The sequence below is a fragment of the Rhizobium sp. KNZ14-9A genome (assembly GCF_056755015.1).
The window spans coordinates 864,497-878,884 of the sequence record NZ_JBPGXB010000001.1; the positions used below are offsets into that span (position 1 = coordinate 864,497).

The following is a 14,388-nucleotide window of genomic DNA, read 5'->3' on the forward strand; positions in this document are numbered from 1 at the left end:
CCTTCGATTGAGATCTTAACAGCTCATTCTGGCACATTTCGATGCCGTTCAGGGGCCGTCCACTCCAACATCAAGGCGATAGGGCTAGCATCCTATCTTGCGGCCTATTCTCTCGACCGTTATACTGTTTTTGAAAAACGGTATAACGCCGGAGCCAAGCCTATGAAGCCCATCGACCTCATGTATCAGACGATGCTCGCCGAGCTAGGTCAGCGCTCGCTCGACGCCGCTTGGACGGCCGATTTCCCTCCGGAAGGTCGGTTCACCCCGGCGAACATCAAAGGGCGCAAGTACTGGTACTTCGACATCCCAGATGGACATGGTGGCACGAAACGTCGTTACGTCGGTTCTGCTGATGATCCGGATATCGCGCAGCGCGTAGCTGATCATAAGCGGGACAAGGACGATCTACGCGCTCGCAGGCGCTTGGTAAATACCCTCACCCGCGAAGGCGGGATGATTGCCCCTGACGCCATGTCGGGCGACATCGTCGAGGCTCTTGCCGATGGCGGCCTTTTCCGGTCGGGAGGTTGAAGACAGCCTACCCCCGATCGTTGAGCTGCTGCAGGGCGTCGACGCCAGCTTCCGGCCAGTTCCGCATCGATCGGGGTCCGCGGCCTCGTCGGCGTTTCAGAATGCGGACGGCTACCGGGTCGAATTCCTGACGTCTAACCGCGGTTCGGATGACTACATCGACCAGCCGGCGAAGATGCCCGCCCTTGGTGGCGCCAGCGCGGATCCATTACGCTTTCTCGACTTCCTCATAAGGGAACCTGTCAGGACAATGCTGCTCCACCGAAGTGGTGTCCCAGTTGTCGTCCCTGATCCGTCCCGCTATGCGGTCCACAAGCTCATCGTCGCCAGTCGCCGACACACTGACGGGCAGGGGCCGGCAAAGCAAGAGAAGGACATTCGTCAAGCTGCGTTGCTCTTTGAAGCCCTGCAGCAGACAAGGCGATCTGCTGACTTGGCGTTCGTCTACAACGAAGCATGGGAGCGCGGGCCCGCGTGGCAAGAAGGTATTCGAACCGGGGCGGGAATGCTACCGGCACAAGATGCCGAGCGGTTCAGCGCGGTCCTGGTCGAGGGCGCAAAAAAAATCCGCGAAGAAATTGAACTTCCGTTTGGGGAATAGGCCGTCCTCGGCTTCGAAAGCCAAGCAGTTGATTTCATTCGAAGTGGAGACAAATCTGGTGCCGAGAGTTCGAGTCCGCTCAAGAGCAGCGAGCTGAATAGCGCTAATCAGTTGCTGTTGCGGAGAAGCAGACGCTCGTCGTTCGACGATATCGAGAGTCCGAACTTCAAATCTACTTAAAACGATCCTCGCTTTCAGAGCTCGTTGCCACAATATCGAATGGAGTTGACGCTTCAACTTGCTGAGGTATCCGTTCTAATCGGCAGAATACGCGCCATATTTTCATCAACTGAGCTGGCAAAGGACTTAGGCTCAGAGCACCGAAACAACAGCCTTGGCGAGGTCGTCGAGCCGGTCTTCCCTGAGGCCCGCGACATTGAAGCGGGAATCACCAACCATATAGATGCCGAACTCATCTCGCAGGCGGTCGACCTGCGCTTCGGTCAGGCCGAGCCGCGAGAACATACCCCGGTGGTCGGCAATAAAGTCGAAGCGCGAGGAGTTGGACCGGCGACGGAGCGCCTCGGCAAAGCCCTTGCGCAGGTTGAGCATACGAAGCCGCATAGCTTCGAGTTCAGACTTCCAGTCGGCGCGCAGCGCATCGTCCTCGAGGATAAGGCGGACGGCGGCGGCGGCATGGTCCGGCGGCATGGAATACAGCACGCGAGTGGTAGCGAGCGCCTGACTGCCTGCGATCTTTACGCTTTCTGGGTCCTTGCCCATCAGGATGACGGCGCCGACGCGGTCGCGGTAGACCGAAAAATTCTTCGAGCAGGAGGTGGCGACGGCCATTTCCGGCACCTTGCTTGCGAGCAGGCGAACAGCGGCGGCGTCTTCCTCCAAACCGTCGCCGAAGCCCTGATAGGCAAGATCGATGAAGGGGAAAAGGTCGCGTTCGACAAGAAGATCCACGACCGGACCCCACTGCTCGATCGTCAGATTGGCGCCGGTCGGGTTGTGGCAGCAGCCATGCAGCAGGACGACGTCGCCGGCCTTCGCCTGCTTTAATCCCTTGAGCATGGCATCGGCCTTCACCGTGCCGCTGGCTGGATCGAAATAGGGATAGGTCGCGGTTTTGAAACCAGCAGCCTTCAGGATCGGCACATGATTCACCCAGGTCGGGTCGCAGAGCCAGATGGTGGCGTCCGGCCGGGCCTTTACCAATAGGTCGGCGATCGTGCGAAGCGCGCCCGAGCCGCCCGCTGTCTGGCAGGCGAACATGCGTGAGAGATCGGCTTCCTCGCCAAAGACCAGCCTCAGCATGGCCTTGTTGAAACCTTCATCGCCTGCCATGCCGACGTAGGTTTTGGTCGTCTGGCTTTCATAAAGGCGCTTCTCGGCATCACGCACTGCTCGCATGATGACGGTCGCACCCCGCGAATCCTTGTAGACGCCGACGCCGAGATCCATTTTCGTCGGCCGCTCGTCGTTCTTGTAGAGAATCGAGAGGCTGAGGATCTTGTCCGGCGGGGCGGCAGTGAGAGTTTCGAACATGGCTTTTCCTTCGAATTGAGGTCAAATGCGGAGCTGCTTCAGCCACCCCGCATTGGCTGAATCAATGCTCCAACTCACTTTGCGATCCGGCGCGGATTGCAGAAAGCACCTGCTTTTGAAGCGCAACGAATTCTGACGAGGCAATCATATCCTGGCTGCGTGGGCGGGCGAGGCCGACATGGAAGGTCGCGTTGATGCGTCCCGGATTGATGCTCATCGCCACGATACGGTCGGACAGGTAAACGGCTTCTTCGACATCATGCGTGACGAACAGCACGGTCAGCCGATGCTCTTCCCATATCTGGGTCAGCAGTTCCTGCATCTGGTGACGGGTCAGAGCGTCGAGCGCGCCGAACGGCTCATCCATCAATAGCATTTTCGGTCGATAGGAGAGGGCACGTGCAATGGCGACGCGCTGCTTCATGCCACCCGACAGTTGCGACGGAAATGCATCGGCGAACTTGGTGAGCTTCACCAGTTCAATGTGGTGGCGGGCGACATCCCGGCACTCGGCCTTCGGCAACCCGGCCGCCTGCAGGGCGAATTCAACATTCTGCTGCGCGGTCAGCCACGGCAACAGCGTGTAGGATTGGAAGACAACGCCGCGATCGAGCCCGGGACCGACGATCGGCGCTCCATCCGTCAGAAGAAGGCCATTGTCGAAGCCCTGAAGTCCGGCGACGATCGACAGCAGCGTACTCTTGCCGCAGCCGGAAGCACCGACCAAGGAGACGAATTCGTTGTCGGCGAGTTCCAGATCGATATTGCTGAGGGCATGAACGCGGCTCTTCCTGCCACCATACCATTTGTTCAGACCCTCGATCTTGAGTTTGGGATCGCTCATCTCAATGCCTCGAAGCGTAACGGAAGAAGACGCGCTCGAGGGCCTTCATGCTCTGGTCTGTGATCAGACCGAGCAAGCCAAGGAGCAAGATGTAACCAATGATCGTCTGCGTCTGGAAATATCGCTGAGAGACGACGATTCGATAGCCGAGGCCGGACGTCGCCGCCACAAGTTCTGCCAGCACAAGCCAGGTCCAGGCCCAGCCGAGGCTGATGCGCAGCGTGTCCCAGATGCCGGGGAGGGCAGACGGCAGGACGATGCGGCGCAGGATCCTGGTTTCTGACATTCCGAGCGTACGGCCCAGTCCGACGAAGTCGGTCGGCACACGCTTGACGCTGTCCATGACCATGAGCACCTGCTGGAAGAAGGTTCCGATAAAGATGATGACGAATTTCTGAATGTCGCTTGTTCCTGCCCACAGTATGGTCAGCGGAACGAAGGCGACAACCGGCATGTAACGAACGAAGTCGACAAACGGCTCAATAGCCGCTTCCCACGTCTTGAAACAGCCGATCATGATCCCGATCGGGATCGCCAGGGCCGATGCAATCAGAAAACCGACGAGCATGCGATAGATACTGATCCCGGCATCGGTCCACAGCGTGCCATCGGCCGCCAATTCCACCATCTTGGCCCATACCGCTCCGGGCGAGGGCAGGAAAATCGGTTTCACCCACCCGGTGACGGTAGCAAGCCACCACACGACGAAGAGCAGGGCAAAAACGGCAACTGCAATCATAAAAAACGACTGACCGCTGATCGGATCCCCGATCCGAAAGGCACTGGGTGGTCTACCGACACCCGCGCGCGATTGCGCGCGGGGCCTTTCCTTCGCTGTCGACGACAATTCTGAGCTAGACATTACGGTCCCGTTGGTGGCCAGAGGTTACTTGTTCGCTGCATCGACAAACGATGTGTCGATCATGCTGTCGGCAGAAACGTCCTGGGTCACGAGGCCGGCTGTCTTGGCCGCCTTCAGAACGTCGGCGAAGGTCTTGGTCTTGAAGTCACCGGCAAAGGCCTTGGCTGCTTCAGCAGAGGTATAGTATTGGACACCGTCGAAGGCCGTTTTCAGATCATCCGGGGAGGCGCCGACGGCCTTCGAGATGATGGTGCGATCCTCGTCCGTATTGGCCTTGTAGTCGGCCAGAGCCGCATCCCAGACCTTGATCATGGCCAGAACCTGTCCAGGCTTCTGCTTCAGCACCTCCTCGCGAACGACGAGAACGTCGGAGACTAGGCCCGGATCTTTGCCGGCTTCAAAAAGTAACTTGATATTCTTGTCCTGGGTCAGCGCCGTTGAAATGTAGGGTTCGTAGGTGACGGCGACCGGAACACGGCCTGCAATCAGTGCCGTCCCGGCATCAGCTGCCGGCATTGGCACGCGGACGATATCGTCGATCGTCATGCCGTTGCTGGCAAGCGCGTAATTCAACAGGATGTCGCTTGTCGTGCCTTCCTCGAAGGCGATGTTCTTTCCTTTAAGGTCAGCGACGCTCTTGATGTCGCTTCCGGCAAGGATTGCGTCCGCCTTCAGGCTGAAATCAAGCAGCGAGACGATCTTCACCGGCAAGCCGGCGGCGACCATACCCATGGCCGTGTGCGTGGCGATATTGGCAGCGTCGAGCTGACCGCTCGCAAGTGCTGCGTTGATGTCCTTGTCTTCGCTGAAGTTGACAAGCTCGACTTCCTCGAGGCCGGCTTTCTTGAACAGGTCCTTGCTCGCGGCGACGTGCCATTGACCGTAACCGAGCCACGGCTCGATGCCGATCTTAAAGGTGCCCGGCTCCGGCTTGGACGGGATTTGATCCTGGGCGTTTGCCTGCGCACTGGCAAGAACGCCGACGATCCCGAGCGCGATCGCTGCGCGGGAAAACTGCTTGCCGATGGATTTGTAGTTCATTGGGAACCCCTCTTTTGATGATTTTAACGGATCACATAGCTTGCATCTTCTTAAGTTTGACGCCCGACCATCAAGCTCTTGGCGGGCGGACATCCTGTGTGAGTACGTGTCTCCTTTCGCCGGCGTTAGCGGTTACTGTTTTAGTATGAGGTGCGAGCCACGTTCCTTGAGGTCGGCGATCGAGCCGACGCCCATCAAAGCCAAGGTAATCGAGATCTCGCGGCGCAATGTCTCGATCGCACTGTCGACGCCTGCCTGGCCGGCGGCTGCGAGACCATAGGTATAGGCTCGTCCCAACATGACGCCGTCGGCGCCCATTCCAATTGCCTTGACAATATCGCTTCCCCTTCGCACGCCCCCGTCGAGCATCAGAGAGAAATCCGGTCCGACCGCGGCCCGGATGTCCGGAAGTGCGGCGATCGTGCTCATGGCACCGTCGAGTTGGCGGCCGCCATGGTTCGAGATGACAATGCCGTCGACGCCGATCGCCTGTGCCTTTTTGGCATCCTCAGGTGAAAGGATGCCCTTAATAATCAGTTTGCCTTTCCACCGGTCGCGCAATGCCTCGATGTCCTTCCATGCGAGCCTTTTGTCGATGCGCCTGGAAAGATTGGCGGCCTGTTCGAGCGCTCCCCTCCCGAAGTCTGTGCGATGCTCGACCGCCCGAACGGAGGGCATGCCGCCGCGACCGATATCGAACAACCAGCCAGGCTTCCGGCATAGACTGGCGAACAGTCGAGGTGTGACACGCGTAAGAGATCGGAAGCCGTTTCGCACATCACGTTCGCGGATGGCGGTGATGGCCGTATCGACGGTCACGTACAGCGCCTCGACACCGGCCTCTTCCGCAGCGCTCAGAAACTCCTCGCAAAGCTCGCGGTCGTCGAGCACGTAAAGCTGAAAATGTAGCACACCGTCTGTCGCCTGCCGGAGGTCTGCCAGCGACGCGATCGAGAAGGTCGAAAGGCAGAAGGGGATGCCGGCAGCGTGAGCGGCACAGGCTGCCTTTTGTTCTCCGTTTCTCGCGTAAAGGCCAAGAAAGCCGACCGGCCCCAGCATGAATGGAAGAGGATGGCGTCGCCCGAGGTATTCGGTCGCCAGATCAGGCTCGGCATAGTTGCCGAGGACGTTCTGACGCAGTTGCAAAAACGAGAAATCGTCCCTGTTTCGACGATAGGTTTCCTCCGCAAAGGAGCCGCCGTCGATGTAGTCAAAGAAGAGCTTCGGCAATCGCTTGCGAGCGGCCAGCCGGAGGTCATCGATATTGACGATCGTCACGATCTAGCCCTCCGGATCTATCGTTGCGAGGAAGCGGGTCATCAGGTCCTCGCCCTCATCAGGCTGCGAGCCGACCATCATGGCCACAGAAAGCCCGATCAGGGAGGATGTCGGATTGTGGCTTGTCGCACCTGCGCGCAGGTTCATGACAAGCGTCGGGCATAGGAAAAGCCCGAGCCGGACAACTTTTCGCCAGTCTTGAGGAAGCATGTCGCGCTGTTTGAGGGCGGCAAGCAATGGCTTCCACATTGCTTCGGCCTTCGTTTCCAAAAGCGCCTTGCGAACCGGGGTCAGCTTCCAATCGAAATCCGCAAAGAGACGGCCGTTCTCGTAGTTGGCTGTGGCCTTGAATTTCTGTTCGGCAAGAGCCGGATCGTAGAGCCAGTAGGGATGGGCGAGGACATTGTGGAAGGTCGTCTTCACCTCCGCCAGAAGCGTCGGGATGTGCTCGCCGGCAAAGGCTGGGTCAAAGAAGGACAGGCTCGCGCGCCCTTCGCGCCGTTCGAACCAGACATTGGCGTTATGAGCGTCGCCGTGTGCCGTCACCCCGCCACTATCGGCCAGACGGACAGGGTTCAGTCTTTCATGCGCGGCGTCGAAAAGTTGGCCGAGAGTTTCGCGATACTCGATGCCATTGATGACAAAGCGGGCTTTCGAGAGCGAATCCCAGGAAAGCGTGACGCCTGGAAACTCAAATGTCTTGCCGACATAAAAACTCGCCAGCCGTCCGCCAGGGTAGGTCCCTTTCGGGGCTGTCACCAGTCGATCGTAGAATAGCCGGTGGACCGGCTCTTTTGCGACTTGATCAGGCGTGACCGGATGCAGCGTCTTCAAGTAGACGGACAGGACGGCCTCATTGAGCCGGCGCTCCGCATCCACGGCCTGACTTACCATTTGCTCATCATGAAGCTCGTCGAGCGCGCGCAGGACATCGGAAAAGCGCGGATCCGTCCTGCGCCTGTAGACAAGGATCTGTTCGCCCGGAAGGGTCGACATCATGATCGGCTGATCTACCGGCAGGCCGGCCTTGGCAAGGATATCGGCACGATAGTACTCGCCGCTCATCTCCTCCTCATTTTCCTCCTGATGGAATTTGAAGAAGTAGGGCTTTCCGTCGGCCTCGAAGAAGCCATTCAGCGAATTGAGGCTGTATTGGTCGTGGTTGATCGCCAGATCGCGTGCTTCGATCCCAAACAAATCTCGCAACAGGTCCGCAAGCATAGCCTCGGCGCCACCATCGCGTTTTTGGGCCTTCTCCCGGATGGCTGCGGTCCGACTGTTGGGCTGCCCCATGATTTCTCTCACTCCTGGAATGACACGAAGGCTGTTCATTTTTTCGGCGGTAAGTATCTGCTGCCAAGCGAATAGCGGCTGCCGACATAGGTGAAGGTATTGACCGTTGCGATCGTCTGCCCTGTCCATGTTTTTCGGTTTAGAACCAGGCAGCTGTCGCGCTCACGAATATGTAGGAGGCGTGCATGTCTCTCAGTCGCTGGGATGGCGCTGATGAGATGCTCGACTTCGGTGAGCGGCGTACTGTGCTGCAGGTAATCGTAGGTGCCGATCGACGTAAAATCCTGATCGAGATAGTTCTTCACGAGCTCTGTATTGACGTATCGCTCCTCCAGTTGAACAGGGACGCCATTCTCGTAGTGAACGACCATCGAGTGATCGACGGGGCAGAGCTTTTTGAACTCGAACGCGTCCAATAGCATTTTATCCGGCCGCTCGATCCGCTCGAGCAGGATCACCTCGGCGCGGTGTTGACTTCCACGCGCTTTGATCTCTGTGATGATATTGCTGATCTCGATGAGGGTCGACTGTGCCTTCGGAGGCGAGACGAATGTTCCGACGCCCTGGACCCTTCGCAGATAGCCTTCAGCGGTCAGTTCACGAAGCGCGCGATGGACCGTCATGCGGGATACGCCGAGCGAAGACGTCAACTCGTGCTCGGACGGAAGCTTCTCGTTCTGTGGCCAGTTGCCGTTCCCGATATTGTCGAGCACGAAGTCCTTGACCTTTTCGTAGAGCGGCAGCGCGGTGTTTGAAAGACCGGGCAATTTCTATCTCCGTCTCACGCCGAGGCGTGTGCTCGATCAATCGGCTATTCGAATGATCGTCTTTATTTTGGTTGAGCGACCATCGATCAGTCGGTGGTATGCATCAGGAATTCCGTCGAGTGACTTCAGGATCTCGCTAAATTGTAGAAGTGCAGGCTGCAGCTTTGGCAACATCGCGATGGCATCGGCGAGTTCGTCTTCAAAGGCATGGCAGCCAATCAGGGAAATCTCACGCTCGACGAGGACATTGGGATCCAGATCCAGTTTCCCATGACTAATACCCACAAGAGCGAAGGCGCCGCCCCCGTCCAGAAGTTCGATGCCTTGCGCGATGGCTTTTGTACTTCCCGTTGCATCCACCGCGTAACGCAGTCGCGCGTCGCCGAGTGCAGTCCTTGCTTGCGCCTTATCCAGTGCGACCACCGATCCTCCGCAAATCGCCGCCACCATCTCGGCACGGCTGCCATTCAAATCTGCAAACAACAACTTTCCATCGTGGAGATGTGAAAGCAGCAAACCGCAGAGACCGCCTATCGTCCCGCAGCCGACTAGGAGAATCGCCTCGCCTTGGGGTGGTTTAAGCCGTCGTATCGCATGAAGGGCGACAGCCAAAGGTTCGGCCATGGCCGCCACTGCAGGATCAAGTGACGGCTCGTGTTTGAAAACCAGACGAGCGGGTAATTGGGTCTGTTCCGCAAATCCTCCGTCGCATACCTCGCCGACGAAACCGAGATGTTCGCAGATATTGGTGCGGCCTGATCTGCATGCTTCACATTGGCCACAGTAAAAGCGGGAGTCAGCTGCGACGAGGTCACCGATCGCGAGACCTTCGACACCCTCACCAAGCGCGGAAACGCGGCCGCAAAACTCGTGTCCAGCGGTGGATGGGCTCCTGCTGATCCATTGACCGGTTCGGTAGTTGTGAACGTCCGAGCCGCAGATGCCCGCGGCGCGAACGTCGATCGTCACGTAGCCCGCGGGCGGCGACAGAGGTTTGTCGACTTCCTCGACCCTGAGATCAAACGCGTCGTAAAGCCGAACCGCCTTCATCCTATCAGCCTCGCTTTGGCAGATAGTTGTCGCGGACCGCCGAGACTGCGTGCGCGTGGGATGAGAAGCCTTCATATTCCGCGAGCTTGTGGGCGCGCTTTGCAAACTCGGGATAGGCCGACGCTGTCACGTAGCCGATCGAACTGCGCTTCACAAAATCGGTCACCGACAGCGGGCCGAACGTGCGCGCCCAGCGGCTCGTCGGCAGCACGGCATTTGGACCGAGGCAGAAATTGGCGATGCTGACAGGCGTATGCGGACCCATGAGGATTTCCGCAGCCTCGGTGATCTGTCCGAGATGGGCGAAGGGATCCTGTGACAGGAGTTCGAGATGTTCGGGTGCGTAAGCATTGACGAAGTCGTAGCTTTCCTCGACCGAGGAGGTGAGGATGATGCCACCGCATTTGCCTGAAAGGACGGCGCTCGAGAACTGAACCCTCTGTTCCGTCATGCGTGCCCAGTGTTCGGGCAATGCGGCGAGTGCCTCCTCGGCCACACGCCTGCTATGGGTCACGAGATAGGCCGAAGAGTCCGGGCCGTGCTCGGCCTCGATCAGGAGATCGAGTGCTGCGAGGCCGCCATGGACCGTGTCGTCAGCGAAGATGATCGCTTCCGAAGGTCCTGCGGGCAGGCCCGTATCGATGATGCCTGATAGGCTTCGCTTGGCTGCGACCACCCAAGGGCTTCCCGGCCCGACGATCTTCAGCGCCGGCTTAATCGTTTGCGTCCCGTAGGCGACAGCTGCAACCGCCTGAGCGCCGCCGACCTTGTAGACAGTTTCCACACCGGCCAGACGTGCTGCCACCAGCGTTGCTGCGTCCACACTACCGTCCGGGGCTGGCGGTGTGACGATCGCCAGGTTCGGAACGCCTGCCACAACGGCCGGGACAGAGGTCATCATCGTAACGGACGGAAACGAACCTTTGCCGCGCGGGACATAGAGCGCAACGGACTTGATCGGGGTGAAGCGGTCGCCAGCGAAGGCGCCTGGCTTGATCTCCTTCAGCCACATGGCTTCAGGTTTCTGTTCCTCATGGAAATGACGGATATTCTGAATGCCGAAGGTGATGGCTTCGATCACGTCCTCGCTGACTAGCTTGAACGCCGCATCGAACTCGGCATCCGTCACCTTGATCGTTGCTTCTGTGATATCCGCCTTGTCGAGCTCCCGGCCGAAGCGGGCGACAGCGCGGTCGCCTTCGGTGCGCACAGCCTCGAGGATCGGCGCCACTTTCTCGACGAACCCGGAAATGTCCGTTTCGGATCGGCGCAAGAGCGCAGCCTTCTCATCGGGCCCAAGCTTCGAATATTCATGAAAAGTGACTTCGGTCATTGCTCATATCCTTCTTGGCGCACAAAGGTGCACGCAACGGCAATCGTCCGCACCCTGACGGCACGACGTTCCAACTTGCTCACAGTTCATGCTGAAACGCACCGCAAGTCGGTGGCCGCCAGCTTAAATACCTGCAATTTGCTTACTCGAGGAAGCCGGATATGGTTATCCGGCAAATTCCCAGGAAGTCGAAGACTTCGTTCCCGTTTTTATTGTCTATAGTTGTCTATACATTTATAGACAATATGATCATTCGTGTGCTGTCAAGCGTCATCTTTCGTTTCTAGATCGACGCCAAAAAACCGCCGTCGACAGGAATACATTGGCCGGTAATGTAGGCCGATGCGCCACTTGCGAGGAAGACGACGGCGCCGCCGATGTCGGAGCCATCGCCGAACCGTTTTTGTGGGATCTTGTCCAGCATTTTGGCCGACCAGCCCTCATCCTGATAAAAACCCTCGGTCATCGCTGTGCGGAAATAGCCCGGTGCCACTGCATTCACGCGGATGCCCAGCGGCGCCCATTCGGCCGAAAGCGCTCGTGTCATACCGAGCAGTCCCGACTTCGACGAGCCATAGGGCACGGCCGTCGGGATGCCGATATAGGAGGTAAGTGAGCAAAGGTTTATGATGCTTCCGCCCCGAGGCTGTTTTGACATCCGCCGCGCCGCGCCTTGCGACCAGAAGAACGCGCCCTTAAGGTTGGTGCCGATGATCTTGTCCCAGATCTGTTCGTCGACGTCGAGTGAGGGAGAGACCTGTTCGTACCCGGCATTATTGACAAGAATATCGACAGCGCCGGTGATGTTTTCGAACTTGCCTAGCGTTTCGTCAATGGACGAGATGTCCGTCACATCCTGAGCGCTCGTGATGCAGGTCCTGCCAAGGGCTTCGATCCTCCCTTTGGTGTCACTTAGCGAATTTTGGTCGCGCGCCGTAACGCAAACATCGGCACCCGCTTCGGCAAGCGCCAGCGCAATCCATTGGCCCAGGCCGCGGCTCGCACCGGTCACAACTGCCACTCTTCCTGCCAGATCGAACATCGTATCGGCCATGATGATCCCCTAGCTTTTGCGCGATAGAACCATCATTCAGCAGTAATGTCTATACATGTATCAACAATGAGACCTTCCGATTTTGGGATCGGGACAAGAACGGTTCAAAATCCCACGCTGAAGTCGAACGGACGATAACATCGGACGTCCGCGAGGCCATCACCGATGGGACGCCGACCTGGAGACATGAGTTCACCCGCGCGGGTTGAACCCCGATCGCTCTATCGTCAATCCGCTCCATCACACGCCCGGACCGAATGGCTAGTTCGGCTAACGTTTATTTCACGGTGCGGAGGGCAGCTCGCCTGGACTGCGTCGTCGGAGCAGCTTGCCCCATCCCAACGTTGTACAAAGACCGGCCAGGAGCACGAAGACGATCCCAATGGCCTGGACTAGGCTGATTTCCTTGGAATAGAAAACATAATCGCTAAGCAGCGCGGTCACCGGGTTGAGGAACGCGCAGACCCCGATCGTGGCCGTCTGAACTTTTGGGTAGTTCGCGTAGAGCAGAACGTACACGACGCCCGTGTGCAGAACCCCAAGGCCAACGAGCCAACCCCAAAGCGGCAGCGCTGCGTTCCGCAGCGGTTCGAACGCCAGGAACGGCGCGAAGAGAACAAGACCTATTAGGCAATGGATGATCGTCAAGACTGATGAGTCGACCCCTCGCAGCCGCCGTGCCGTCAATGTGGAGCCTGCGTAGAGGAGCGAGGCCAGAATGGCGAAGGCCACCCCTTGGGTCCAGGAACTGTTGCCCATTATGTCGCCGACATGGGGCCATACGACCAGCAGCAGTCCACCGAAGGCCACAACCAGCCAAAACAGCTTGTCTCGGTGGAGGGCTTCGCCGAGAAAAAGAGCGCTGATGATGACGATCCAAAATGGTTGCAGGTGATAGATTATGATCGCAAATCCAATCGAAGTCGAACGGAATGCCTGAAACAGCGCAGCCCAATTCAGGACCAGGCACAGACCGCTGACAATAGTGAGCCCAATCAGTTTCCGATTTATTCGCCAGATCCCGTGGAAGGTACCACGATACAAGGACCAGGCGATGAGCGACAACGCACCAAAAAGACAACGGAAGAACACGATGTTCAGTGTTGGCTGCCCGGTTTGGATCGCAAAGACACCGACAGTTCCCGACAAAGCCATTGCGCCGGCGAGGTAGACTGTGGGACCCAATCCTCCGCTTGTCGTTGGAGCCTTGGATGCGACTGCCTCGGGATGCACGTCCTTAACGTCGGCTTTCATCAGGCGCCGATCCATGTGATCGTCTCGTCGCCATTGACGGCCAGGCTCGAAATTTGAAACATGATTTTTCCGTTGATTGGTGAAACCGCCGAGCCGATCGGCTCGCCAAAATGATTGCGAATGGTCCCAAGAACAGTATCGGTGTCGACGACATCGCCGACGGCGTGGGTCGGATACCACAAGCCGGACGCGGTTGCGGTCACACTGGAACAGCGGAGCACCTGAACATCTAGTTTCGATGGGTGGTCCGAACTGTCATCCAGTAAGACGTGCATGGCTCTCAACAGTCTGTGGAGACCGATGACGAGGGTTTGAATAGCATCTTCGTCGTACTTGCCGGCCCCGCCCGCTTCGGCGATGATTGCCGGCACTCCCGCCGCAGCCGCGCCGGCAATCATCATGCCCCTTGCCGGACTTGCGATTGCGTAGGGAAGCCCAAAATCTCTAGCAAGGCGCTCGGACCGTTCGTTTCCCTCACAAAAGATCGTGAACGGCGTCAGGCTCTCGCTCAGGTCTCCACAATGCAGATCGACGAGCGCATCGGTATTCGAGAAAACCTCATCGATCAGCCACGCGGCAAGTCTATCACTTGCGGTGCCAGTCGCGCTGCCAGGAAACACCCGATTGAGGTTTTTCCCATCTGCGGGATTTATATAAACGCTTCTTTTTGCAAAGGCTGCGATGTTGACCATCGGCAGTATGATCAATGTCCCTGCCAAGTTCTCGTATGGAAGTTTCAGAAGCCGTTGGGCCGCCTCAATGGCGCAATATTCTGAGCCGTGAACGCCCGCGCTCACGCAGATACTGGGGCCTGCGGAGAGTCCCTTAATGATAACGATCGGCAGGACATGATCCTCGATTGGCCAACACTCGACCTGTGTGACGCCTGGCGGTGCCGATTTGATGATTTCTCGAACGGTAGCGCTGCGCTCGGCTAAATTGGGTATCGTAATGGTCATTGGCTCTTTCTTGTAGGGATTGGA

General features: G+C 58.0%; 12 protein-coding genes and 1 pseudogene. 1 reads left to right on the top strand and 12 read right to left on the bottom strand.

Features of this window, described 5'->3' with window-relative positions; genetic code table 11:
* The first annotated feature begins 162 nt into the window (after positions 1–162).
* A pseudogene (locus ACR9ZQ_RS04485) lies at positions 163–1,135 on the top strand (nucleotidyltransferase family protein).
* Positions 1,136–1,447: 312 nt separating this feature from the next.
* Here ACR9ZQ_RS04485 and ACR9ZQ_RS04490 read toward each other — a convergent pair.
* The 12 genes from ACR9ZQ_RS04490 to ACR9ZQ_RS04545 all read right to left on the bottom strand — a co-directional run bounded on the left by ACR9ZQ_RS04490 (position 1,448) and on the right by ACR9ZQ_RS04545 (position 14,364).
* Positions 1,448–2,629, bottom strand: coding sequence for an amino acid aminotransferase (locus ACR9ZQ_RS04490; protein WP_481427004.1), 1,182 nt, complete (start codon positions 2,627–2,629; stop codon positions 1,448–1,450).
* A gap of 61 nt (positions 2,630–2,690) precedes the next feature.
* Positions 2,691–3,473 carry an ABC transporter ATP-binding protein gene (locus tag ACR9ZQ_RS04495; protein WP_481427005.1) on the bottom strand — a complete coding sequence of 261 codons (783 nt, stop codon included), beginning with the start codon at positions 3,471–3,473 and terminating at the stop codon, positions 2,691–2,693.
* Between the two features lies 1 nt (position 3,474).
* A complete protein-coding gene (locus ACR9ZQ_RS04500) occupies positions 3,475–4,335 on the bottom strand; it encodes an ABC transporter permease (RefSeq protein WP_481427006.1) in 861 nt (286 codons plus the stop codon).
* A 24-nt stretch (positions 4,336–4,359) separates the two neighbouring features.
* A complete protein-coding gene (locus tag ACR9ZQ_RS04505; protein ID WP_481427007.1) occupies positions 4,360–5,376 on the bottom strand; it encodes an ABC transporter substrate-binding protein in 1,017 nt (338 codons plus the stop codon).
* Between the two features lie 132 nt (positions 5,377–5,508).
* Positions 5,509–6,654 carry an alpha-hydroxy acid oxidase gene (locus tag ACR9ZQ_RS04510; protein ID WP_481427008.1) on the bottom strand — a complete coding sequence of 382 codons (1,146 nt, stop codon included), beginning with the start codon at positions 6,652–6,654 and terminating at the stop codon, positions 5,509–5,511.
* 3 nt (positions 6,655–6,657) lie between these two features.
* The gene (locus ACR9ZQ_RS04515; protein ID WP_481427009.1) at positions 6,658–7,947 is read right to left on the bottom strand and encodes a hypothetical protein; all 1,290 of its coding nucleotides are present in this window, start codon (positions 7,945–7,947) and stop codon (positions 6,658–6,660) included.
* A 35-nt stretch (positions 7,948–7,982) separates the two neighbouring features.
* Positions 7,983–8,714: a histidine utilization repressor gene (hutC, locus tag ACR9ZQ_RS04520; protein WP_439018638.1), complete on the bottom strand. Its 732-nt coding sequence runs from the start codon at positions 8,712–8,714 to the stop codon at positions 7,983–7,985.
* Positions 8,715–8,750: 36 nt separating this feature from the next.
* Positions 8,751–9,764, bottom strand: coding sequence for a zinc-dependent alcohol dehydrogenase (locus ACR9ZQ_RS04525; RefSeq protein ID WP_481427010.1), 1,014 nt, complete (start codon positions 9,762–9,764; stop codon positions 8,751–8,753).
* Positions 9,765–9,768: 4 nt separating this feature from the next.
* Positions 9,769–11,097 (bottom strand): histidinol dehydrogenase, encoded by a 1,329-nt coding sequence (hisD, locus tag ACR9ZQ_RS04530; protein WP_481427011.1) that lies wholly within the window; start codon positions 11,095–11,097, stop codon positions 9,769–9,771.
* Between the two features lie 283 nt (positions 11,098–11,380).
* Positions 11,381–12,151, bottom strand: a complete 771-nt coding sequence (locus tag ACR9ZQ_RS04535; protein WP_439018635.1) for an SDR family NAD(P)-dependent oxidoreductase — start codon at positions 12,149–12,151, stop codon at positions 11,381–11,383.
* A gap of 282 nt (positions 12,152–12,433) precedes the next feature.
* The gene (locus tag ACR9ZQ_RS04540) at positions 12,434–13,420 is read right to left on the bottom strand and encodes a DMT family transporter (protein ID WP_481427012.1); all 987 of its coding nucleotides are present in this window, start codon (positions 13,418–13,420) and stop codon (positions 12,434–12,436) included.
* Positions 13,405–14,364, bottom strand: coding sequence for a succinylglutamate desuccinylase/aspartoacylase family protein (locus ACR9ZQ_RS04545; RefSeq protein ID WP_481427013.1), 960 nt, complete (start codon positions 14,362–14,364; stop codon positions 13,405–13,407). Before ACR9ZQ_RS04545 ends, ACR9ZQ_RS04540 begins: the two co-directional genes overlap by 16 nt.
* Positions 14,365–14,388 lie beyond the last annotated feature (24 nt).